This is a genomic window from Ruegeria sp. AK11 (assembly GCF_056541095.1).
Map to the genome: position 1 here is coordinate 1114015 of NZ_JBQFXU010000001.1, position 22992 is coordinate 1137006.

General features: G+C 56.3%; 23 protein-coding genes. 15 read left to right on the forward strand and 8 right to left on the reverse strand.

Going from position 1 to position 22992, the window contains the following annotated elements; all coding sequences use genetic code 11:
- Nucleotides 1-61 precede the first annotated feature (61 nt).
- The 3 genes from ACR0D9_RS05575 to dusB are packed head-to-tail and all read right to left on the reverse strand — an operon-like array spanning nucleotide 62 to nucleotide 3497.
- Nucleotides 62-1429, reverse strand: coding sequence for a response regulator (locus ACR0D9_RS05575; RefSeq protein WP_209503762.1), 1368 nt, complete (start codon nucleotides 1427-1429; stop codon nucleotides 62-64).
- Nucleotides 1429-2517, reverse strand: a complete 1089-nt coding sequence (locus ACR0D9_RS05580) for a two-component system sensor histidine kinase NtrB (RefSeq protein WP_209503761.1) — start codon at nucleotides 2515-2517, stop codon at nucleotides 1429-1431. Before ACR0D9_RS05580 ends, ACR0D9_RS05575 begins: the two co-directional genes overlap by 1 nt.
- Nucleotides 2514-3497: a tRNA dihydrouridine synthase DusB gene (dusB, locus tag ACR0D9_RS05585; RefSeq protein ID WP_480537994.1), complete on the reverse strand. Its 984-nt coding sequence runs from the start codon at nucleotides 3495-3497 to the stop codon at nucleotides 2514-2516. The genes ACR0D9_RS05580 and dusB overlap by 4 nt, the downstream gene beginning before the upstream one ends.
- 181 nt (nucleotides 3498-3678) lie before the next feature.
- Between dusB and ACR0D9_RS05590 the strand changes: the two genes are divergently transcribed.
- The 4 genes from ACR0D9_RS05590 to ACR0D9_RS05605 all read left to right on the forward strand — a co-directional run bounded on the left by ACR0D9_RS05590 (nucleotide 3679) and on the right by ACR0D9_RS05605 (nucleotide 7158).
- Entirely contained in the window at nucleotides 3679-4809 is a 1131-nt protein-coding gene (locus ACR0D9_RS05590) for a bifunctional 2-C-methyl-D-erythritol 4-phosphate cytidylyltransferase/2-C-methyl-D-erythritol 2,4-cyclodiphosphate synthase (protein ID WP_480537996.1), read from the forward strand.
- Nucleotides 4806-5303 carry a phosphatidylglycerophosphatase A family protein gene (locus ACR0D9_RS05595; protein WP_480480677.1) on the forward strand — a complete coding sequence of 166 codons (498 nt, stop codon included), beginning with the start codon at nucleotides 4806-4808 and terminating at the stop codon, nucleotides 5301-5303. The genes ACR0D9_RS05590 and ACR0D9_RS05595 overlap by 4 nt, the downstream gene beginning before the upstream one ends.
- Complete coding sequence (locus tag ACR0D9_RS05600; protein ID WP_480480675.1) at nucleotides 5300-5767, forward strand: CinA family protein; 468 nt, start codon at nucleotides 5300-5302, stop codon at nucleotides 5765-5767. Before ACR0D9_RS05595 ends, ACR0D9_RS05600 begins: the two co-directional genes overlap by 4 nt.
- A 209-nt stretch (nucleotides 5768-5976) precedes the next feature.
- Entirely contained in the window at nucleotides 5977-7158 is a 1182-nt protein-coding gene (locus ACR0D9_RS05605) for an ammonium transporter (RefSeq protein ID WP_480480673.1), read from the forward strand.
- Between the two features lie 125 nt (nucleotides 7159-7283).
- On the opposite strand, the gene ACR0D9_RS05610 is transcribed toward ACR0D9_RS05605, so the two are convergent.
- From ACR0D9_RS05610 to ACR0D9_RS05620, 3 genes are read right to left on the reverse strand one after another with little or no spacing between them, the layout of a single operon-like run.
- Nucleotides 7284-8639 carry a sensor histidine kinase gene (locus ACR0D9_RS05610; RefSeq protein WP_480480671.1) on the reverse strand — a complete coding sequence of 452 codons (1356 nt, stop codon included), beginning with the start codon at nucleotides 8637-8639 and terminating at the stop codon, nucleotides 7284-7286.
- Nucleotides 8639-9298 (reverse strand): response regulator transcription factor, encoded by a 660-nt coding sequence (locus tag ACR0D9_RS05615; RefSeq protein ID WP_209503754.1) that lies wholly within the window; start codon nucleotides 9296-9298, stop codon nucleotides 8639-8641. Before ACR0D9_RS05615 ends, ACR0D9_RS05610 begins: the two co-directional genes overlap by 1 nt.
- Nucleotides 9299-9336: 38 nt before the next feature.
- Entirely contained in the window at nucleotides 9337-9888 is a 552-nt protein-coding gene (locus ACR0D9_RS05620) for a PepSY domain-containing protein (protein ID WP_480537998.1), read from the reverse strand.
- A gap of 210 nt (nucleotides 9889-10098) precedes the next feature.
- On the opposite strand from ACR0D9_RS05620, the gene ACR0D9_RS05625 reads away from it, so the two are divergent.
- Nucleotides 10099-11115 carry a hypothetical protein gene (locus tag ACR0D9_RS05625; protein WP_480480667.1) on the forward strand — a complete coding sequence of 339 codons (1017 nt, stop codon included), beginning with the start codon at nucleotides 10099-10101 and terminating at the stop codon, nucleotides 11113-11115.
- Nucleotides 11116-11350: 235 nt separating this feature from the next.
- Here ACR0D9_RS05625 and ACR0D9_RS05630 read toward each other — a convergent pair whose 3' ends face one another.
- Both ACR0D9_RS05630 and ACR0D9_RS05635 read right to left on the reverse strand, forming a co-directional pair.
- Nucleotides 11351-11536 (reverse strand): hypothetical protein, encoded by a 186-nt coding sequence (locus ACR0D9_RS05630; RefSeq protein WP_480473092.1) that lies wholly within the window; start codon nucleotides 11534-11536, stop codon nucleotides 11351-11353.
- Nucleotides 11537-12007: 471 nt separating this feature from the next.
- Nucleotides 12008-12472 carry a helix-turn-helix transcriptional regulator gene (locus tag ACR0D9_RS05635; RefSeq protein ID WP_480480665.1) on the reverse strand — a complete coding sequence of 155 codons (465 nt, stop codon included), beginning with the start codon at nucleotides 12470-12472 and terminating at the stop codon, nucleotides 12008-12010.
- A gap of 898 nt (nucleotides 12473-13370) precedes the next feature.
- Between ACR0D9_RS05635 and ACR0D9_RS05640 the strand changes: the two genes are divergently transcribed.
- The 10 genes from ACR0D9_RS05640 to ACR0D9_RS05685 all read left to right on the forward strand — a co-directional run bounded on the left by ACR0D9_RS05640 (nucleotide 13371) and on the right by ACR0D9_RS05685 (nucleotide 22756).
- Nucleotides 13371-13535: a Flp family type IVb pilin gene (locus ACR0D9_RS05640; RefSeq protein ID WP_267367933.1), complete on the forward strand. Its 165-nt coding sequence runs from the start codon at nucleotides 13371-13373 to the stop codon at nucleotides 13533-13535.
- Between the two features lie 135 nt (nucleotides 13536-13670).
- A complete protein-coding gene (cpaB, locus tag ACR0D9_RS05645; protein ID WP_480480662.1) occupies nucleotides 13671-14630 on the forward strand; it encodes a Flp pilus assembly protein CpaB in 960 nt (319 codons plus the stop codon).
- An 8-nt stretch (nucleotides 14631-14638) separates the two neighbouring features.
- The gene (locus ACR0D9_RS05650) at nucleotides 14639-16177 is read left to right on the forward strand and encodes a pilus assembly protein TadG-related protein (RefSeq protein WP_480485461.1); all 1539 of its coding nucleotides are present in this window, start codon (nucleotides 14639-14641) and stop codon (nucleotides 16175-16177) included.
- A 13-nt stretch (nucleotides 16178-16190) separates the two neighbouring features.
- Entirely contained in the window at nucleotides 16191-16688 is a 498-nt protein-coding gene (locus ACR0D9_RS05655; RefSeq protein WP_480485459.1) for a TadE/TadG family type IV pilus assembly protein, read from the forward strand.
- A complete protein-coding gene (locus tag ACR0D9_RS05660; RefSeq protein WP_480504943.1) occupies nucleotides 16685-17332 on the forward strand; it encodes a TadE/TadG family type IV pilus assembly protein in 648 nt (215 codons plus the stop codon). The genes ACR0D9_RS05655 and ACR0D9_RS05660 overlap by 4 nt, the downstream gene beginning before the upstream one ends.
- A complete protein-coding gene (locus ACR0D9_RS05665; RefSeq protein ID WP_480538000.1) occupies nucleotides 17332-18558 on the forward strand; it encodes a CpaE/TadZ family protein in 1227 nt (408 codons plus the stop codon). Before ACR0D9_RS05660 ends, ACR0D9_RS05665 begins: the two co-directional genes overlap by 1 nt.
- 12 nt (nucleotides 18559-18570) lie before the next feature.
- The gene (locus tag ACR0D9_RS05670) at nucleotides 18571-19959 is read left to right on the forward strand and encodes a TadA family conjugal transfer-associated ATPase (protein WP_480485453.1); all 1389 of its coding nucleotides are present in this window, start codon (nucleotides 18571-18573) and stop codon (nucleotides 19957-19959) included.
- Entirely contained in the window at nucleotides 19956-20924 is a 969-nt protein-coding gene (locus ACR0D9_RS05675) for a type II secretion system F family protein (protein ID WP_480480649.1), read from the forward strand. The genes ACR0D9_RS05670 and ACR0D9_RS05675 overlap by 4 nt, the downstream gene beginning before the upstream one ends.
- A gap of 13 nt (nucleotides 20925-20937) precedes the next feature.
- Complete coding sequence (locus ACR0D9_RS05680) at nucleotides 20938-21930, forward strand: type II secretion system F family protein (protein ID WP_480538002.1); 993 nt, start codon at nucleotides 20938-20940, stop codon at nucleotides 21928-21930.
- Between the two features lie 148 nt (nucleotides 21931-22078).
- Nucleotides 22079-22756: an orotate phosphoribosyltransferase gene (locus ACR0D9_RS05685; protein WP_480485449.1), complete on the forward strand. Its 678-nt coding sequence runs from the start codon at nucleotides 22079-22081 to the stop codon at nucleotides 22754-22756.
- Nucleotides 22757-22992: the final 236 nt, after the last annotated feature.

The following is a 22992-nucleotide window of genomic DNA, read 5'->3' on the forward strand; positions in this document are numbered from 1 at the left end:
CCGCCATATGTCGTGATCTTTTCCCGACAGATGCCGGGATGCCACGGTTTGTGTGGCGATATTACATCAGTTTGCGGCGCCGTGTCACCTGTATATCGAGATCTGTTATCTTTTTTCGCAGCGTATTTCGGTTAATCCCCAGTAAATCAGCACATTTTGCCTGGTTCCCACCAGTTGCATCCAATGCGATTTCGATCAGCGGGGCCTCAACCTCACGCAAAATCCGCTGATAAAGGCCCGGCGGCGGCAATATATTGCCGTGCAGATCGAAATACCGTCGCAGGTGACGCTCGACCGAGGTTGAAAGCTTCTCGCGTTCGCCGCCGCTCAGAACCGGCGCAGCCTCAGGCTGGCTGCCCAACACCATTTCCACCTCGGCCTTCGAAATCTCATCTGCCCGGCTGGTCAGCCCCAAACGGCGAACGGCGTTTTCCAGTTGCCGGACGTTCCCTGGCCATGAATAGCGCCGCACCAACTCAACCGCTTCCGGGCTGAGCCACCGCTTGTTTCCGCTTTCCTTCTCTTCCCGGGCCAGGAAATGTTCGGCCAGCAGTTGAATATCGTCGACCCTTTCACGCAACGAGGGCACGTGGATCGTCGCCCCGCACAAACGATAGTACAAGTCCTGACGGATACGGCCGTTTTCCATTCCATCGGTCAAGTTTGTCTGGCTGGTTGCCATGAAACGCGGAACATGATCGCCGGGCGTGTCCATCATACGCACCACGCGGGCTTGAATTTCATCGCCGATATCCGCGATTTCATCTATCAGCAGCGTACCGCCACGCACCCGCGCCATCACGCGGGCCGGGCCCTCCAGATCGCTTAGGTCGGCTGCGGTGACTGTGACAAAGGGTAATGTACGCCGGTCCGAAAAGTCGTGAATTGCCCGGGCAATCAGCGACTTACCCGTTCCGCTTTCACCCGAGATCATAACCGGCAGGTCGGTGTTCATCACGCGTGCGACCAACCGATACAAAGCCTGCATGACTGGCGTGCGCCCGACCAGAGGCAGCTCATCCGGGCGTTCACCACCTGCCTGTATGGGTTCCGGCTGTGCGCGCTGCTTCTGATCCAGCGCCCGCGCCGTGCGTTTCATCAAATCCGGCAGGTCAAACGGTTTGGGCAGATAGTCATATGCGTCTGCCTCAGCCGCCTGAATTGCGGTCATGATCGTGTTTTGCGCAGAAATCACGATAACCGGCAATCCAGGGCGATCCTTTGCTATCTTCGGCAGCATCTCCAGACCGTTGCCATCGGGCATGACAACGTCCGAGATCACCACGTCGCCTTTGCCTTCGCCGACCCAACGCATCAGGGTGGTCAGCGAAGATGTTGCGTGCACCTTGCATCCGGCCCGCGTCAGCGCCTGAGTCAGAACGGTGCGGATTGTGCGGTCGTCATCCGCAACCAGTACGGTGCCATCCATCAGGTGCTCTCCTTCTTGTGTTCGGTTGCATCTCGCGGCGCGCGGCGCAGCGACAGTTTGAATACGGTGCGGCCAGGCACGGAGTCGGCGGAAATCCAGCCGTCATGGTCGGAAACGATCTTGCTGACCAGCGCCAACCCCAGACCGGTGCCGTTTTCCTTGCCCGACACGAACGGGTCAAAGATATCACCACGGATATCCTCGGGCAGGCCCGGACCGTCATCGATGATCTCGATCTGCAACGGCAGGGAATGACCCGATCCGTCGCTTCGGCGCAGGCGGAAGGAATGCTCGAAATAAGTGCGCAGACGGATCGTACCGCCCTGCGGCCCCGCAGCCTCGGATGCGTTTTTCAGCAGGTTCAGGACCACCTGAAGAAACTGGTCCGGATCGCCATAGGCCAGCGGCAATGAAGGATCGTAATCCTCGATGATTGTCATATCCGCGCCAAATCCCAGCAGCGCGGACCGCCTTGCACGGTCCAGCACATCGTGGATGTTGACCGGCCTGAGGTCCGGTTTCTGCAAATTGCCGAATTGCTCGACCTGCTCCAGAAGCTTCACGATCCTGCGGCTTTCGGCCACAATAAGGTCTGTAAGTTCAAGATCCTGTGACGAAATATTCATGCTCAGCAGTTGCGCTGCACCGGTAATCCCGGCCAGTGGGTTCTTAATTTCATGCGCCAGCATCTCGGCCATGCCAATCGCCGACTGCGCCGCTGACTTGACCGTGTTGCCCAAGGTCATCCGGCCCGCCAGTTCACGAGGCGATATGATCATGATCATCGACCCCGGATGCCCGACCAGAGGCGCGATTTGCAACGCACATTGCAAGGGTGCACGATTCCCAGAACCCGCATCCACATCGTTTACAAACAGTGGCGTGCCTTGCGACCGGGCGCGCAGGAAAGCTTCCTCCAGCGGCGCGTCAACGGCGATCTGGTCCCATACCGGGTGCCCGATTACCGACCGGCGCGAGGCATTCAAAAACCCCTCGCCCGCCGAATTCACATCTGCGATGCGGTCGTTTTCATCAATAATGAAGGCCGGAACCGGCAATGAGTTCCAGATGTTGGCGTTGGAATTCATGCTGCCACCTCGCCCGTTTCGGCAAGTGCGTCCCCAAGCAGACGCAGGACATCATCCGTGTTGCGCGACGTCAGAACCGCCCGCCGCAGCGGCGCAGGGGTTGCGACCTGATCCATGTACCATCCCAGATGCTTGCGGGCGACACGCAGGCCCAGATCGGCTCCGTAGAACCCCAGCATCGCCTGATAATGCGTGCGCACCATGTCGATCAGGTCATTCCCGACCGGAATATCCGGCGCATCCGCCCCGTAAAGGTCGTGACTGATCTGCGCCAGTAGCCAGGGTTTACCCTGTGCGCCACGCCCGACCATGACCCCATCTGCACCAGATTGTTCCAAAGCGGTTCGTGCGGCTGCTGTGTCTACAATATCTCCGTTCGCAATAACCGGAATCGACACAGCCTGTTTCACGGCCCGGATCGCGCTCCAGTCAGCGCGCCCCTTGTAGAACTGGCATCGCGTGCGTCCGTGGATCGTAACCATCTGAACGCCCGCCTCTTGCGCACGGCGCGCAACCTCGGGCGCATTCAGCAGGGTGTCATCCCACCCCAAACGGGTTTTTAAAGTCACCGGAACGTCAACTGCACTGACAACGGCCTCAATCAGCGTCAGTGCGTGGTCCGGTGTTTTCAGCAGGGCCGAACCGGAATACCCATTTGTCACCTTCTTGGCGGGACACCCCATATTGATGTCGATCACCCGCGCGCCCCGATCAGCAACCTGACGGGCGGCCTCGGCCATCCAATGCGCCTCGCGCCCTGCCAGTTGCACAGCTGTGTTTTCCACATCGGCGGACAGTTCGGCGCGTTCCCGCACTCCGGGTTTGGCCTGCACCATCTCCTGACTGGCGACCATTTCGCTGACGACCATGCCGGCGCCAAAGCGCATAACCAGATCCCGAAACGGGCGATCTGTGATTCCGGCCATCGGGGCCAGCAAAACCGGCGATGTTACGAGTTTGTCAGCGAAGCGGAAAGTCAACGTGCTTAATCCTTGGGCAATTGCAGTTCTGATATCGAATTCCACGCATATGAACAACAAAACGACGCGCAACAAGCCCGCAAAACCATCATCTGCCTATTTTTTAATCACCAGACCATAGGTGATTGCCACTGCAATCACCGCCGCCTAAACAAACGCAACAAAATGGAGGGCGCGCGGCATGACCACAGCTGCCATCATAGTCGCCGCAGGCCGCGGCCTGCGCGCAGGGGGCGACGTCCCAAAACAGTGGCGCGGCCTTGCAGGACGCCGCGTGGCAGACTGGACAATCGATCGGTTCCGCGGACAGGTCGCCCATATCGTTCTGGTCTTATCCGACGAAGACACTCTGGTCTGGGAGGAGTTTCGTGATACCGATCTGATCCTCGCCTCGGGCGGCACAGATCGCACGGGTTCTGTACGCAACGGTTTGAAGGCCCTGGCGCACCTCGACGTGAAGCGCGTCCTGATTCATGACGTTGCCAGACCCTGCGTTTCGTCGCGCACCATTCAGGACGTCTTGAACGCATTGGATGCACATCAGGCCGCCGCCCCCGGACTGACGGTGACTGACGCCTTGTGGATAGGACAAGACGGGGCCGTGACTGGCACACAAGACCGCAGCAACCTGTTTGCGGCGCAAACACCGCAAGGCTTTCACTATGACACCATCACCGCCGCCCATGCGGCGCATCCGGGCGGTGCTGCTGATGATGTTGAGGTTGCACGCGCGGCGGGGGTAGATGTCTGCATCGTACCGGGCGATGCGGACAACCTGAAGATCACCCGCCCCGAGGATTTTGCCCGGGCGGAACGTATCATGGGAATGGATATGGATGTAAGACTTGGCAACGGCTATGACGTGCACCGATTTGGCGACGGGGATCATGTGGTCCTTTGCGGTGTGAAGGTTCCCCATGATCGCGGGTTGCAGGGGCATTCGGATGCGGATGTCGGGATGCATGCTGTAACCGACGCGATTTATGGCGCATTGGCGCAAGGGGATATCGGACAGCATTTTCCGCCCTCGGATCCGCAATGGAAAGGGGCCGCCAGCGAGATCTTTCTGCGTCACGCGGTCGAACTGGCTGGACAGATGGGGTATCGCATCTCGAACGTGGATTGTACGCTGGTCTGTGAATACCCGAAGATTGGCCCTCACGCCGCTGTTATGCGCGAAGAAATGTCCAAAATCATGGGCTTGCGTGCCGATCAGGTCTCGATCAAGGCCACCACGTCCGAGCGTCTGGGCTTCACCGGTCGCAGTGAAGGCATCGCATCGATTGCGACGGCCTGTCTGGTGAAATCATGAACGCGGCGCAGTTGATTGGCACCGTTGGCGGCGTCGGATATATACGCCCTGCCCCCGGCACCTGGGGTTCGCTGGCCGCGCTGCCGATGGCTTGGGTCCTGCACACGCTGGGCGGATTCCCATTGCTGGCAATCGCAACGCTCGTGGTGTTCGCAGGCGGCCTGTGGGCCACGCGCGTGATGACCGACGGCCAGGACGATCACGACCCGTCGGAAATCGTCATCGATGAGGTCGCGGGCCAGTTCATTGCCCTCTGGGCGATCTCATATCCGTCCTGGGCGCATGGGATCGACATTACCGCCCTCTGGCCCGGCTGGGTTGCCGGGTTCGCTCTGTTCCGCCTGTTCGACATCACCAAACCCGGCCCCGTCGGTTGGGCAGATCGTCGCGGCGATCCTATGGGAGTGATGCTGGACGACGTGATTGCGGGTATTTTCGCAGCCGTTGGCGTGATGGTTCTGGCTGGCATCACGCACGGGGTTCTGGGCCTATGAACGTGCCCGACCTGCTGAACCGCGCCAAAGCGCAGGGCGTTATGATCGCCACTGCGGAAAGCTGCACCGGCGGTATGGTCGCTGCGGCCCTGACGGATATACCCGGCAGCTCGGCCGTCGTGGATCGGGGTTTTGTTACCTATACCAACGGGGCCAAGCAGGACATGCTGGGTGTGCTGGCAGAAACCCTGCAGGCTTTCGGCGCAGTGTCCGAGCAGGTCGCTCGCGAAATGGCCGAAGGCGCATTGCGCAACTCACAAGCGCAGCTTGCCGTCGCGATTACCGGCATTGCCGGGCCGGGCGGGTCTGAATTCAAACCCGAAGGGCGCGTATGTTTCGGACTGGCCAGAGAAGGCCGGGAAACCCGAACAGAAACGATTGAGTTTGGCGCGCAAGGGCGGGATGCGGTGCGCCGCGCCGCGCGGGATCATGCGCTGGCGTTGCTTCTGACCGGGCTTTCATAACGCGCACCTTTTTTAGGCATTATCTGCCCATAGCCGCCAAAACTGTCATCACTTGAACAAAAGGCGACAAAATAGGCGACCAATTCGGGTATTGCCTCTTTTTTCCTCACCTGCCCTCCGCTTCAAGGCTCTGCACATACACTCACTCGATCCCGGGCGTTGTCAGATGACCTGCCCGGGAAACCATGCAGGGAAAAGGAGAGCGGCCCATGAATGGAGCCGATACAGCCTGGATCATAGTTGCTACAGCACTGGTCCTTTTCATGACATTACCGGGTCTGGCCTTGTTTTACGGCGGGCTTGTACGTGCCCGAAACGTGCTCAGCGTTTTTATGCATTGCTTTGCCATTGCCTGTTTGATGAGCATTCTGTGGCTGGTGGCCGGGTACTCCATCGCCTTTGGACCCGGTGAAAGTGGGCTTTGGGGTGGTTTGGGCAAGGCTTTCCTCAACGGTGTTGATGTGAACAGCCTTGCTGGCACTCTCCCAGAAATCCTGTTCTTTGCCTTTCAGATGACCTTTGCCATCATCACCCCGGCCCTGATCGTGGGCGCATATGTTGAACGGGTGGGCTTTGGCTTTGTGCTCACCTTCTCGGCGCTGTGGATGCTGCTGTGCTATGCGCCGGTGGTTCACTGGATCTGGGGCGGTGGAATGCTGTCCGATGGTGGTATTTTGGGTGACATTGGCGTGCGTGATTTCGCTGGCGGTATCGTGGTGCACGAAACCGCTGGTCTGGCAGCCCTGATCATCGCCGTCATCCTTGGCCCGCGCCGAAACCGAACGACCCCGCCGCATAATCCCGGCTATGTCATGGTCGGCGCCGCGATGCTGTGGGTCGGCTGGTTCGGCTTCAATGGCGGTTCGCAACTGGCCGCGGACGGTGGCGCTGCGATGGCGATGACCGTTACCCACCTGTCCGCCGCAACTGCGTCACTGACATGGGCGCTTTGGGAACGCATCCGCTTTGGCAAAGCCTCGATGGTGGGTCTTGTCACCGGGACAATTGCAGGTCTGGCCTCGATCACGCCCGCTTCGGGTTTTGTGGGTCCGGTTCAGGCCCTCATCATCGGTGCTGTCGCGGGCATTCTGTGTCAGGAAGCCGTCAGTCTGGTGCGCAACAAGCTGAATATCGACGATACATTGGACGTGTTCGCGGTACATGGCGTCGGAGGCATCTTCGGCACCATCATGATCGCCCTGTTCGGCCTTGGCACATGGACCGCACAGTTGGGCGGGCTGGTTATCGTGGGTGTCTTTGCGGCAGCTGTCACGTTTGTGTTGGTCAAACTGGTTGCACTGATCACACCACTTCGCGTAAACGCCGAGACCGAGACAAATGGCCTCGACCTCTCGGTACATGGTGAGCGGGCCTATGACATGAGCAGCTAAGCCCACCTTGGCTGCCTATCGCCCGCAAGGGCAAAAGCGGACCTGTCATGGGTCCGCTTTTCTTGTTTTGGCGCCTTGTCCACCTACGTCACACCCAAAGCACCCTGAACCTTCAGGGCAAATGATCAGCCCGTCGCAGGATGCGCATTGGTTCCCTTCGGAATTACGATCCGGCATTCCAGACCGCCAAGCGAGCTGGATGCACCCAGATCAAGTCGACTGTCATAGGCCTTTAACAAATCAACCGCGATGGCCAGCCCAAGGCCGCTGCCCGAAACAGAGGTATCCAGCCTCCCCCCCGATCGCAGCGCCTCGCGGTGAGCGTCCTGAGGAATTCCCGGACCATCGTCGTCAATCACAATTTCGATCCCGTTCGAGGTTCTCATGGCCGTCACGCGGACCTTATGTTTGCACCATTTGACCGCGTTATCCAGCAGGTTGCCCAAAACTTCTTCGATATCCTGCGCGTCCATACGCACCCAAAGACCCGGGTCGCGTTCGATTTCCAATGACTTTCCTTCGCGCTCGGCCATGGTGGTGAACAGACGCGCCAGTCGATCAATCGAATGAGACAGATCAGCACGAGAATGGGTCAAATCTGCAGTGTTCAGCGCCCGCATTCTGGCCAAAGACCGGCCCAGTTGCGCGTCAATGCGGTCGAGAGCTTCCACAGCGGTTTCCGTAGAACCTCCCGCTTCGGACAACAGCACCAATTCATTGCGCATGATTGCAGTAGGCGTTTTCAGGGCATGGGCCAAATCTGCCGCCTGACGACGTGATCCCGATACGATTTCCCGGTTTCGACGCAAGAGCTGGTTCAGATCCTCGACCAGAGGAGACACCTCTTCTGGATAATCGCCTGGCCTAAGGTCTTCGTCCCGATCCCAACGATGCGCCACATCTGACCGAAGCTTTCTGAGTGGCGTCAGGATGATTGACGTCAGAAGTAGCGACCCAACGACACCGATCAGACCAACCAGCGCAAAAACCGGAAGCAGGCTTTGTTGTGCAGCGCGGCGTTCCGCGACAAGCTGGGCCTGACTTTCGGCAACGCTGACCCCCCAGACCGTTCCATCCTCATAGGTAATTTTCTGAAAGGCTCCTCGTAAAGCTTCGCTTTCCGGACCAGGCGTGTTCCAAAGCGTCGTTACATCAGGGTTCCCCGGCGGTTCGGCAATGACTTCATCAAACAAGGAAGCCGACGTAAAGATCTCACCTTCGCTGTTGCTGACTTGCCAGTATCTGCCGGAATACGGTGTGCCATAGGCTGGATCGAACATCAGATTCCGCAGCGCATCCGGGTCATGGGTCGTAACGCTCAACCCAACGACCAGTTGCGTGTGACGATCAAGTAGTGCGGTATCAAACCTGTCTGAAACGCGGGCATTGATGAACGAGAACACGGCCAGCGTACCAACACCCACTGAAAGGGCACCCGACGCGATCCCCCCCAGTAGAGCCCGTTGACGCAGGGATAACATCAGGCAGAGTCGATCATGTATCCGCGGCCCCGAATCGTTGTGATCAGATCAGGGCCAAGTTTTTTGCGCAGACGGGTTATGAAGACGGCAATGGTGTTCGAGTCCCTGTCTCCATCGTATTCGTAGATATGTTCCGACAACTCGGTCCTTGAGATCATACGCCCAACATTATGGGCCAGATATGTAAGAACAGCCAACTCCTGCGCGGTCAGGTCGATGGGCACGCCATCCGCCGTTACACGCCCGTTGCGGGTATCCAGCACAACATTTCCCATTTCGACGACGGGATTCAACTGACCGCTCTGCCGCCGCAGTATGGCACGGACCCGCGCTGCCAGTTCGGGCATATGGAATGGCTTGGTCATGTAGTCGTCCGCGCCTGCGTCCAATCCGTCGACCCTTTCGCTCCAGCCATCGCGGGCCGTGAGGATCAGCACCGGGGTCTTGATGCCCGCGCTGCGCCATTCCCGCAGAACTGAAATGCCATCGCGTTCCGGCAATCCAATATCGAGGATGATCATGTCATAGGGTTCTGTTGCACCCAGATGCAAAGCTTCCAGGCCGCTGTTCACAATGTCCACGACCCGACCTTCAGCGTTCAACAGTTTCTTGATCTGCTCGCAAAGGTGCGGTTCGTCTTCTGCCAGTAAAACTCTCATACTTGGGAATTATAGGCGTGCGAATGGCAGTTTAACCATTACTTTTTACCACCCCCGTTGCCGCCGCCGTTTCCGCCACCGTTACCACCCGAGTTGCCACCACCGTTACCACCGGAGTTGCCGCCACCGTTACCTCCGGAATTGCCGCCACCATTGCCGCGACCGCCACCGCTGTTCCCACGGTTGCCGCTTTGACCACCATTTGCGTTGGCAGAAGACTTGCCTTGAGATTTCGCATTGGCCGAGTTTCCGGGCGCAGATTTGGCCGCTTCTGAGATTTGTTTGCCGATCTTGGACCTGTTGGAAACGACAACGCCGGTTTTTGCGTTAACAATAACACTGACAATCTTCCCGTTCGGTTTTTTAACCAGCACGCGGTAGTAAACTTTGTCGGCCTGAAAAGCTCGCGCATCAATGGGCGTACCGCCAAAGACCTGTTCGACCCCTTTGATGACTTTCTGCAACCGGATTGCGTTGCCCGAGGTTGTTGCTTTGCGCAGTTCTGCCTGCTTCAGCTCACGAACGGCTGCATTGCCTTCTCCGGGCTGGAGAACGGCAACAAGAAACAAGATGGTTAAGAGCTTTCTCATCTTCAGCACTCTTTACTGCGCAACCACCTTAACAATCTATCGATTTCAACATGAACTGGCGATGAACGAACAGTTCGGCGTGGGTTCAATGATGATGGGTTTAGATAGCACCTGTCAGATATTGATTCCGGCAAGCGTTTTCTGTGTGTGCAAAGCGCGAAACACACTGCCGGCCCAAATGAAACCCGCGTTCGACCTACGAGGACCGCTATGAAAACCAATTTGACCGGCGTGCTGAAGGCCTCCGCTCTCGCAATCGCAATGTTGGGCTCCACCGCAATTGTGGCGGCAGTTGCCCTTCCTGATGTGGCCTATGCCAAAGACGGTAATGGCAACGGTGGGGGCAATGGTGGCGGTAAAGGAAACGGCGGCGGTAAAGGAAACAGCGACGGCGCCGGAAATGGCAAAGGCGGCGGTAATGGGGCGGCTAAAAGTGGTGGTTCAAAATCCGCCGGTAAGTCGGGGCGCACTACCTCTGGCGCAAAGGGTTCGAAGTCAAAATCTTCGAAGGGAAAATCGTTCTCTTTGAAAGAATTGTTTACCGGTAAGAAGTCCAAGAAAACTCAGACCAAGACCGCACCGTCAGCGCACGCGACAAAATCCAAGGTTCAAGTCGAGGAAACGGACCTGACCGATTCCCACAAGAAAGGGAACAAACTGGCTGCCGCGCTGGGCGTCCACCCTTCGGAACTGGGCGCACTGAACGCAGCCAACGCAAGTGAGAAGGCCCTTCAGAACGCTGCTCCGAATTCGCGCGTCGGTCGCATTGCAACCTATCGCGACACGGTTTTGGCTGGCGACAGCATCCGAGCTGAGCTTGCCGAAAAACAAGACCTTCTGGATGATATGACCCCGCCGGAGCGCTCCAGCGCTGAAATCAATGACGACCTTGAGGATGCGCTGGCCGATGTTCAGGAAAAGCAGGACATCGTCGATGATCTCGAACAGCAACTGGCAGATGCGGGAGGCACCAATCCTGATATCGAGGACGCACTTCAGGACGCAAACGATGATCTGCAAGCTTCCAAAGATGCCGCTGACAGCCTGAATGCCGAAAAACAGGCTGCCTTGGAGTACGAGGAAGCCGTGCAAGACGTCGAAGACCTGGCAGACGCCGTTGAGCAGCAGTCACTCGATGAGCGCGCAGCATTGGAAGACGCTGCGAACAAACCCGTCACCGACGAGGTCGAGGCTGCTGTAAAGGCAATGCTCGGATTGGATAGCTAATAGCTTTTGCCTTCATTCTCATGAAGTGGGCAGAAGACCGGGCCAGCTAAGTGATTACCAGCCGTTTGGCTGGCCCGACTTTCTCATTAAGATCCTGACCGCCAGGTTGTATTGCGCTTATGCCCGACGCAAGTTGGCAAAGGTTACTGAGAAAAAATTTAGCCCGCTCCAATTCGGAGCGGGCTTTATCTTTCCCTGATCAAGTTGATCCGGAAATCCATCGGACGTCTGATTTTCAGAAGTCCCGGTTCGCCTCTTCTAGTCGCTTGTTATTTACGATTTCTGTCAGTGCATTTTCGATAGGAGGGAAGCGACTGCTGCTCGAATTTGTATTACTTGAAACTTCGCCGTTCATGACGGGATTATGGGGTTGCATTGTCGCACATGCATACGGCGCAACCTCAATAGCAGTCTTGATCATGCTGTTCCCCTTCCATTCAACCGGACGTGGTTTGCCCGGCCTGTGCGATCAGTATGCCCCGAGCCAGTTGAACACTCAGAGAATACATTGTTCACATTATGTTAATGTTGTCGCGAAATCATGAACAACGACTAAGTAGCTAACAAAACAGGATATTTTTTCGTCAACAGATACAATCAAACTGGAAGAGCATAAAAATCTGACGCGCTCTCCCCACTCCGTAGGGTTGTTTCCTCCCCACGAAAGCGGCAGTTGGTCATGGCGAACGAGTCAGATTCCCTACATTGCTATAGAGAGCAAAATTGCGGCCGAAATTTAGAAACTTACAAGACAGCCGACGAAATTGCGACTAAGTTCAGCAGTTGTTCGACCGTCATGGAACAACAATGGGTAGGACCATGACGACAGATGGATCCTTAAAAGATCAAGAAAAGGTCTTCAGACCGTCCTGATAGCAATCCATTCGGTTCGCTAACCCGCGATCTGAGCAAAACCCCTGTCAGCATCAACGCTTCGGTTCAATAGATGCAAAAGCTCGACCTGGCTCGTCGCCCCTGTTTTGGAAAATATGGAACTTAGGTGCGAGCGAACTGTTGTCGGGCCAATGGACAGAGTCTCCGAAATCGTCTTCACTGTCATTCCCTCTTTCATCATCGCACATACCCGAAACTCGCATCTGCTGAGGTCGGCCGGATTATGTGGATCAAGGATCGGAACAAAGCGATTGTTGCTGTTGAACTTGGACCGGTGACTCCGAAGAACCTCGGAGTTGGCAGCAACTGTTCCAGGCAAGCGTTTGCTCCAGCCAGACGATAATGTTGGAGCCAGCGCACTTATCAGATCAAGTTCGAAGGTCTGCGGGTGAATACTGTAGTGAAGCTCAATGTAATCAACCTGCGCCCCGGTTACGTCCAGCGGAATCAGGATAACCTCCACCAGCCCCTCAGGCCTTTGGGGCCGACAATGGGAGATTGGTGATGCGTCGGATAACACCAAGTCTGATAGTTTCCAGACTGAACCCGGCCTTGCCGTTGATATACATTCTCCAATAACCAACTCTGCCTGCGTTTGCGGCTGTGAAGGCCAGATTTTCCCCTGCTGGACACAACAGCGCGCAATATGCTTTGCCTTCCAATCCTTTTTCTGCATTCTGACAATTAGAACCGCATCAGCATTTGCCAGGCGCATTAAACAATTTACGGATCGAGACACGGAGCCATTACCGCATAGGGCCTGAGTCCACTCCACTACAAAGTCCAGACTTTCCCTCGCCTGAGCGCTCTTTAAAAAACTCACACTCATAACAATTAACCATTCAACTAAACAGACCGACCAAACAAACAGGTTCGGGTTACTACAACAAATTTGTGTTCCTTTCGAAGTCACAGCAACCGGAATTATCGGCTTGTCTGCGCGGGAAGTTTTCAAACAAAGGCTTTTAAGAAACTTTATATATCTATTTTTAATATGCTTTTCTAAGTCTTGTCATCACTGAACCGCACGATGCCAATCCGCAAACGCCAGACCGGTCAGTAAAAATCAACCACCATCCCGCTCACAATTGCGACCCGGCTCAATTCATTGTTTCCGAAAAAGGGCGATTCGCTGAACGTTAATACGTTGTTAACGCAGGGTTAAATGTATTCGCCCAAAAGGGTGATTTTCTTCAATTGATTCACCCAAAAGGTGTATTTCAATTACCTTTGAAGGAAGGCACGCATTTCCCCCGTTCCTATTCTGATTCCCGAGCTAATGCATTTTCGCCTGGCTTGCGCTCAAGAATACGGAGCGCTGATAACGTCTAACCTATTTGGGGGAAATAATGACTAAATTCATGAAGAAGTTTGTTAAGAATGAAAGCGGTGCAGCAATTGTCGAATATGGCCTGGCTCTTTTGGTCGTGGCGTCGATTGCAGTTGGCGCATTCTCGTATCTGGGTACCACTACCAACACAAACGTGACTGGTGCATGCGCTGCTCTGGGTAGCGCGACCTGCTGACCCAAACACACTTACCAAAATACAGAGCTCTGTGCCGCCGCGCCACTGTTGCGGCGCAGAGTTCACCGCCAGGAATTTCGCAAAAACAAGACGACCGAAGTTCCATATTTCAGAACGTAATTGTTGGAGAGAGTGATGCGTATCAGGCCAATCATTTCTACACTGTTTGGAATTGCGATAGCGTCCGGTTCCGTTTACCTGGCGAAAGATCACATTCAGTTTAAGACAAGCACTGCCGGTGTCTCGCCAGATGCCGATCTGGTTGAGATCTACGTGGCCCGATCAGAAATCGCGTTTGGTCAAACGATCGAAGCGCACGACGTCACAATTCACCCCTGGCCGCGCGAGGCGCTCCCGGCCGGAGTTTTCACGGACATTGATGTACTTGTTCCAAACAATCGCCGTCAGCTGCGGCGCGCCAAGGGCCGGTTCTATCCCGGCGAAGTAATGCTTCTTTCCAAGGTTTCGAACTTTGGAGAAAAAGTCACCCTTGTTCAGAAGTTGGGTGAAAACACACGCGCCATGGCGATCGAGGTCGATGCTGTAACAGCCGTGGGCGGTTTTGTTACCCCAGGCGATCACGTTGATATCGTCTTGACCCAAGGTGCCAAGCAGGACCTGCGCGCGGTCACCATCTTGCAGAATATTCGCGTCATTGGCGTGGACCAGCAGTCGGAAGAATTAAGCGATCAGCCGGAGGTCGCCCGCACGATTACGGTGGAAGTGACCCCGCAGCAAGGTCAACGTCTGGCCCTGGCTCAAAAGGCCGGAACCCTGAGCCTGACACTGCGCACCCTGGACAGCGTCGAGGATGAACCCATGGAGATGGTTCGCCTGCGCGATCTGTTGCAGGAGGAAGGACCGGTAGAAAAGGTGGATATTCAACCCACTGTAAAGCTGCGCCGGGGAACCGAGACTGAGGTTGTGACCATCCAGCGGCAACAGGAAGAAGCGGAACAGGCAACAGAAACTGCGCCCGCCGCCGAATTGCAACCTGATACCCAAAAAGATGCGCAGCTTGCGCCGGCGTCCGCGACTCCGCGCGTCAAACCCCGCATTCGCCCAATCAAAGTCAGTCAGACACCCGGTCAATAAGTTCAGCCATGCCAACTCGCGCTATCATATCCGCATTCGCCCAAGAGGAGAACGGCACCGTCGCGATCCTGTGGGGCACTGCTTTGGTCGCATTCCTTGGGTTCTTTGCAATCACACTGGACGTTGGCCGGTTGAATTCGACACATGCAGAGCTTCAGTCATTCGCCGACAACGTAGCTTTGGCCGCAGCGGGAGAGTTGGACGGCCAACCGGACGCGATTACGCGAGCCACAAATGCAGCAGCAAATCTTGTCAGCGACAGCCAGACATTCGCAAACGGGGCGACCACGCTTTCAGGATCTTCGGATTATACCCTCCTGTTTCACTCGGCGCTTCCGGCATCGGATCTGACCCCGCTTGGCGCAGATATTACAACCGATCCACGAAAGGCCAGGTTCGCGCAGATCGTGTTGACACCTAAATCCCTGACGATGAGCCTGGCTTCGGCGCTGGACAAAATGCTTGGTGGGGCTGGGTTTTCTGCTGCCAGCGTTTCAGCCGAGGCAGTGGCCGGATACTCGAAAGCGGCGTGCGATATCTCACCCCTAATGTTCTGCCTGCCCCCGAATTGGGAATCCACTTTGACCGTAGGCGACCAGATATTGCTGCGCAGTGGCGGCAACGGAACGGCTTGGGGTCCGGGCAATTTCGGCTTTATTGATCTGGCGAATTTCCAAGACAGCTCGGGTGTATGTGCCGACGAAGGGGGCAATAAGCTGGCCTGTCTGATCGCGGCGCAAAGCCAGATCACCCAATGTGTTCTGACCAATGGTCTGAACACCGAACCCGGCCAGAAAAACGGCATTACCAACGCTGCATTCAACGTCCGCTTTGACATCTACCGCTCGGTTCTCAACGGTGAGAAGAACAATATCGATTTCGCGCCCGCACCAAATGTGATCAAGGGGATTGAAAGCAACGGTGGCGGCGCTTGCATTCAGGGTAATGAACAGACGACCCCTGATACAACAGGTTTGGGGCGCGACCTGTGCATGACGGCGGGCACCTGCGGTGGAAACAACCGTTTCGGTGACGGCAACTGGGATCGAACCGGGTACCTTAATCGAAACCACGATCTGGCTGATGGGATTGCCGACGGCATAGGCAGCGACACGCATCTGCCCGCGCTGTCCGGGTCGGATACCGTTTTCGCCGGGACGCGTTACGGAATGTATCTGAGGGAAATAGCCTACGGAAATACAAACCCACACGCGCCGCCGAACGCAAACTCCATTCTGGACCCTTCGCTTGCTGAAACCGGCCGCCCGATGTGTTCCAGCCAGATGTCCGAAGACCCGGCGCGGCGCGTTGTTACGGCTGCTGGTGTTGATTGCGCGCAAAACCCGGTATCCGGTTCGACTACCGGAGTTCCAGTCACAAAATTTGTTGCCGTGTTCCTGACTGAACCGGTGGGTGATGACGGCGGCTCGCCCCCCAGTTTCGACATCCACGGAGAGGTCGTCGGTTTCCCCGATGTGACCGGTGTTGGCAGCGGCGGCAACGGGTTCGGCGGCATCTTTCGCGACGTCGTACAGTTGTATCGATAGGGGCAGAGTGTTCATGTGTATTCGCCTCAAATCCCCTTTCAAACGCTTCGCCAAAAACGAAGATGGCGCGATCCTTGTCGAGTTTGGCCTTGTCATGCCGATTATGCTGCTGCTGTTGGCGGTGACACTGGAATCCGCACGCCTCATGTGGTCGTACCAGTCGGTCATTGCCGGGGTCCGGGATGCCAGCCGTTATATGTCGCGCGTCACGCCCTCGGATATCTGTTCGTCTGGCGGAACTGTCGCGGGGCTCAGCACAACTCTGAAAGGGATTGTCGAGCGTGACATTCATGGCAACAGCCTGTTTCCCCCCAGCATAACCGTCAACTCGGTAACACCCAGCCTGTCCTGCGTGTCCGGCACGTATCGCATGAACCCGGCGCCCGTCGGTCAGGTAAGCGCCAATATCACCGTTCAGTTCCCGTTGGGGGGCATACTGAAGCTTTTCGGCAGCGGCGCGTCATCGATAACCACCGACGTCGCTGACACATCGCGGATATTTGGCCAATGACAAGGTTGCGGAATAATCGCGCCATCTGTCGCCAGGTCGCGGACAAGATGCTGCGCGACCAAAATGGTGGGGTTCTTGTTGAGTTTGCCTTGGTTGTGTCCCTGTTTTCCTTCCTGTTCCTGGCATTGCTGGACTTTGGCCGGCTATCATACAGCGGAGTGAACGCGCAAAAAGCCGCACAGTTGGCGGCGCGCATCGCTGTGGTGCGCCCTGCGGCCTGTCCGGGTGTGCCACAAACCCACACGCGGGGAACATCCGCGTTGTCCCCTCGCTTTGGCACCCCATGCAGTGCGTCGGCTGGCGTATGTGCCGACCCCGTAACACCACCTTGTGTGGGTGATACCGCCAACGCCACGGCATCTGAAATCTGGGGGCGCATCAACCCGTTGCTGCCCCCCGGCACGACGATTGACGCCTTGCAGTTTTCCTATGATTTCAATTCCAATCTGGGCTTCCTGGGTGGCCCTTACACGCCCATGGTCACGGTTGAGCTGAACCTGAATGATTTTCAGTTCGTGTCGCCGCTGGCCGCGCTTGCAAATGCCGCGGGCGCGACCAGCAGCACAATTCCTTCAACAGCCGGGTTTTCCAATTTCAGCGTTTCGCTGCCTGCCGAAGACCTGGCATCAGGAGAGTCAGGTTAATGGTTAAGAACGTTTCCAATCTCAATTCACATTCTGTCATGCTTGTATCTGAAAGCGAAACCGTCGCTCAGGTGGTCGCCAATGCCTTTCCCGCCGGTCAAAATAACGAAATCTCAGAGAATGCGGGTTCTTTCAAAGCTTTGAACGGAACAGCACGCAATCTGGCATTCAAGCATGACCTGGTTATTTTCGAAATCGACCCCTGCGACGCGGGCGAGGTTCTGGCTGTCAAAGACCTGCTGACCCATCGACAAGACGACACCTTGTTTGTCGCGCTGACGCAGAATGATGTTTCGATCTCGGTCGCCCGCGAACTGCGGAAAATCGGCATCGACGAGGTTCTGCCCCTGTCCATTGACGAGGATGGGCTGAAAGCTGCAGTAGCAGAAAAAATCTCTTCCCGTTCACTTCCGCAAGGGTTCATTCAAAATGGCCCCTCTGCCCTTGGCACGGTGATCCCGGTTGCAAAATCCCGCGGTGGAATCGGAGCGTCAACGGTCGCAGTCAACCTTGCCTGCTCACTGGTGGGCGGGAAAGGATCCTTCCTGAGGAAAAAGGCGAAAAACCGCGTCGCGCTTCTGGATTTTGATCTGCAATTCGGAAACGCGAACGTGTTTCTGGATCTAGAAGATAACGGGGGATGCCTCCAACTCATCGAAAATCAGGAAGAGCCGGATGATCATTTCCTGACGTCGATCCTTCAGAACCATACGCTCGGCATTGATGTGTTGTGCGCGCCCGTGCCGCTGATTCCGCTTCAATCCATACGACCGGGCTTGATCGAGGGGATGCTCGACCTGCTTCAGCGCCGGTACGACTATGTTGTCATCGACCTGCCCTGTGCCGTTGTGGAATGGGTCGAACCCATCTTTAAACGCGCGAACCAACTTGCACTGGTTACTGACACCACGGTTCCGTGTGTTCGCCAGACCCGGCGCCTGATCGATTTCTATCGCGAGGCGAACGTGGCCCTGCCCGTCGAGGTTGTCGTGAACCGCGAACGGAAGACGCTGATCAAACCCGCACACGTTCGCGAGGCCGAAAAAGTGCTGGAAACGAAACTGAAGCACTGGCTGCCGGACAACCCCAAGATTGCGCGAAACGCGGTCGATCTGGGACGACCGATTGTGGACATGAAGCCGCATTCGGACCTTGGCAAGGCCCTGACGAAACTGGCTGCGTCCATGTCCGAAGGCACCCGGCCAGCCACACAAAAAACTGCATAATGGGAGATCGCCGTGTTTAACGAGTACAAATCACGCCGGGCCGCGTCCAAGTCGAACGTGTTGATTCTGGAACGGCCGATCGAGGTGCCAAAGTCCAAAGCAACACCAGAACCGGTGGACGTTGACCTGCAAGCACATCTGGAGCTTAAAAGCCGCCTGCACAGTGAGCTTCTCGACCGTCTGAACCTGTCTGTGATCGACAAGGTCGAACGGTCCGAACTGAAACGTCAGATCGCCGCGCTGGTCACAGGGCTGATCGAGGCCGAACGCCTTCATTTACGGTCCGAGGCATTTACGGCCCTTGTTGATGAGCTCATTCACGAAGTGATGGGTCTGGGCCCGCTGGAACCCCTTTTGGAAGACCCGACCATCAACGACATTCTCGTCAACTCTTATGATCAGGTCTATGTGGAACGATTTGGCCTGCTGGAGCAATCCTCCGTGCGCTTTCGCGACGAACGCCATCTGCTTCGGATCATTGACAAGATCGTCAGCCGGGTCGGCCGCCGTATTGATGAATCCCAGCCATGGGTCGATGCGCGTCTGGAAGACGGAAGCCGGGTCAACGCGATTATCCGCCCGTGTTCAGTTGATGGGCCGGCGCTGTCGATCCGCAAATTCTCGCGCAATCCTCTGACCATCGACAAGTTGGTCCAGCGGGACAGCATGAACGAACAGGCAGCCAAGCTTCTGGCCGCGCTGGTCGAAGCCAGGCTGAACATTCTGATTTCTGGCGGCACCGGTTCGGGCAAGACAACAATGCTGAACGCCGTTTCATCCTATATCGACGGCAAGCAGCGTATCGTGACAATCGAAGATGCGGCCGAACTTCAGTTGCAGCAAAGCCATGTCGTCCGCTTGGAAACCCGTCCCCCCAACTCGGAAGGTCAAGGGGTGATTACGCAGCGGGATCTGGTGCGCAACGCGCTCAGGATGCGGCCTGACCGCATTATTGTCGGCGAGGTCCGTGGTGCCGAATGCTTTGACATGCTTCAGGCCATGAATACGGGGCATGACGGCTCCATGACGACCGTACATGCGAATTCGGCCCGCGATGCGCTCAGCCGGGTCGAACAGATGGTGACGATGCTGGGGGCGGACCTGCCCGTCAGAACCATCCGGTCTCAAATCGCCTCGGCCATTCAGATCGTCCTGCAACTCAGCCGTCTGAGCGACGGGACACGCAGGGTCGTCAGTATTTCCGAAATCACGGGCATGGAAGACGATACGATCACGATGCAGGACATCTTTGTCTTCAAGCGCCGTGGCAAGTCTGAAAACGGCGACGTTCTGGGAGAGTTCCTGCCAACCGGAATACGGCCAAAATGCTTCGACCAGCTGGTGGCGGCGGGTGTCGATGTGGACACCAACATGTTTATTCATGGGGTGACGACATCATGATTGACCTTCAGCCCAACATACTGAACATCCTGATCTATATTTCGATTTTTCTGGGTATTCTGCTTGCCTACGAAGGCGTTCACCAGCTTCTGGCGCGCAAGGAAACGCATGGCGAAGCCAGAAACCGCCGCATGAAACTGATCCAGAACGGGGCTTCGACGGATCAGGTGTTGCAGCTGCTTCGCGATCCCGCAATGCTGGCTGCTGGTGAAAAAGCCGGGCTGATTACGCGGTTTCGTCGTCTGCTTGTGCAAGCCGGTTTGGCGGTCAACCCGGTTTGGGTGGTTCTCGCCGTCTCCCTTCTGGTTTTGATGATCTTTTTCGGGGCCTCCCGGTTCCTTGCACCGGAACTGGCAGTCATTCTGAGCGCTGTGTTCGGCCTCATCGGCCCGGTTATCGTGCTGGTCGCCATGAAAGACGCCCGCGCGAAGAAACTGACGAAACAACTGCCAGACGCGTTAGACCTGATGGCCCGGGGGCTGAAGGTGGGGCATCCCGTTGCAGTGACGGTTGGAAACGTTGCCTCTGATCTGCCGGATCCGATCGGGTCAGAGTTTGGCATCATCAAAGACCAGATCAACTATGGTGATGACGTCGCGACCGCCTTTCACGACTTTGCGCACCGCGTCGGAACAGAGGATGCAAAATACCTTGCTGTAAGTATCGGCATTCAGCATGGAACTGGCGGCAACCTGTCCCGCGTTCTAAGCATTCTGTCCCAGACCATCCGGGACCGGCACACGATGCAAAAGAAGATCAAGGCAATTTCCGCCGAAGGTCGCCTGAGCAGCCTTATCCTCACGATTTTGCCGGTCATCATTTATCTTTCGATCGAGGTCTCCTCCCCAACATTTTACGGCGACGTACGCAGCGATCCGCTGTTTCCGTATTTCGCCCAGGTGATCATTGGCCTGACAATTGCCCAGGGTTTCATCCTGAAGCGGCTGGTTAAATTCAGATTCTAAGGGGAATTGGGATATGGATATATTTCAGGACATTCTAAACGATCCGCGCATCACACCGCAGTTGATCCTGTTGGTCGGAATTGCCCTTAGTGTTTTCTTTGTCGTCATGGGCCTTTCCGGATTTACGGCAAGTGAAAACACGGCAGCACGCCGTATGCGCGTTGGGTCGGTTTCACAAGGGCATGGGCAGGATTTTGACCTTATCCAGGGTGACAATAGCGACCCGCACGGGCTGCTGAAGGCCTTCGTCCCGTCGTCAAAACGCGAACGCTCCAGGATCGGGAAGCTGTTGAAACAGGCCGGGATTCGGCAAAAGCACGCCATTCGCACCTATTATACCTTTCGGGTCGTCCTAGGATTTGTGTTGCCTGCCGCGTTCGTCGCAACCATGGCATTGCCGATCGAAACGCAAGTTCAGTTAGGGATCGCCGACCTTTTGCAGGGTGTTACCTGGATAAACACAATGCAGATCGTGACGGCACTGATGGTCCTGGGCTTTTATGGCCCGGCACTGTGGTTGCGGCGCCGCATAAAGAAACGCCGCCAGGCCATCGAACACAGCCTGCCTAACGCGCTTGACCTGCTGCAAGTCGCTATCGAGGCCGGGCTGGGCTTTGACGCGGCGATGATCCGGGTCTCGCATGAAATGGCCAAGGCAGCTCCGGAAATCTCGCAGGAGTTTTCGGTTCTTCAACTGGAGTTGCAGGCAGGCAAAGAACGTCAGGCCGCCTTTCTGGACATGGCGAACCGGGTCGGTATCGACGAGATGAACTCGTTCGCGAACGCCTTTTTGCAATCCAACCAGTACGGAACCAGCATATCCGCATCGTTACGCCGCTTCGCCACTGACATGCGGCTTGACCGAGAACTTCGCGCCCAGGAAAAGGCAAACCGTCTGCCTGTGCAGATGTCTGCCGTGATGGCCATGTGCATGATGCCTGTCCTATTGCTGATTTGTCTGGCACCAATGCTGATCCGGTGGGTCAACATGTTCGGGCAAGGGTAACGCAGCGACAATGGTGTTCGCATAGCTGACTACCCGGAAACAGCGGACCTTAGGGGGGTCCGCTTTTCTTTTGTTCCAACAGCTCTCGACTCCGGGCCAAGGGTCGGGCTATCAGCCCGAAACATCATTTCATCGCCGAGGTCCCGCCATGATCCCCAGTTCTTTTCCCGATAGCACTGAAATCGCTCGCCTGACGGCCCGGATGCTGCTGGAGATCAAGGCCATCCACTTCAACGCGCGCGAGCCGTTCACGCTGGCAAGTGGCCTTCCCAGCCCGACCTATATCGATTGCCGCAAGCTGATCTCCTACCCGCGCATTCGTTCCACGCTGATGGATTTTCTGACCGTTACGGTGATGCGGGACGCGGGTTTTGAAGCCTTTGACAACATTGCGGGCGGCGAAACTGCGGGCATCCCCTTTGCCGCGATGGTGGCCGAACGTATGGCATTGCCGATGACCTACGTGCGCAAAAAACCCAAAGGGTACGGGCGCAACGCCCGCATTGAAGGCGCAATGAGCGAAGGTGAACGCGTGTTGCTGGTCGAGGACCTGACTACCGATGGCGGTTCGAAACTGTCCTTCGTCGATGCAATTCGCGAGACTGGTGCCACCTGCGGGCATACGGCTGTGATTTTTTACTACGGTATCTTCCCCGAAACCGAGAAGACGCTGGGCGACCATGGTGTAAAGCTGCATCACCTTTGCACGTGGTGGGACGTTCTGGCCGAGGCCAAGGCGCAAAAAGCCTTTGATCAGGAAACACTTGACGGGGTCGAGGCGTTTCTGAACGACCCGCGAGGCTGGCAGGACGCGCGAAAATCGTGATTTTCAGCCTGTGGATGGCTTGGGGATAGTTGATTTTCGAATCGCATCAAAGCGCGCCTATCTAGTCAAGATATCCAGCCAACACACCAAATGTTGCGATAACGCTGCGCCCGTGTAAAACTAGGGCTAAGTTATCCCCATTGGGGTGGGCAGTTATCCCAAGGCGGGGGGCAGTTATACCAACTTACCCCCATTCATTTGCAGATAGCTTGAACCGGGGTGTGGCGTGTAGAACC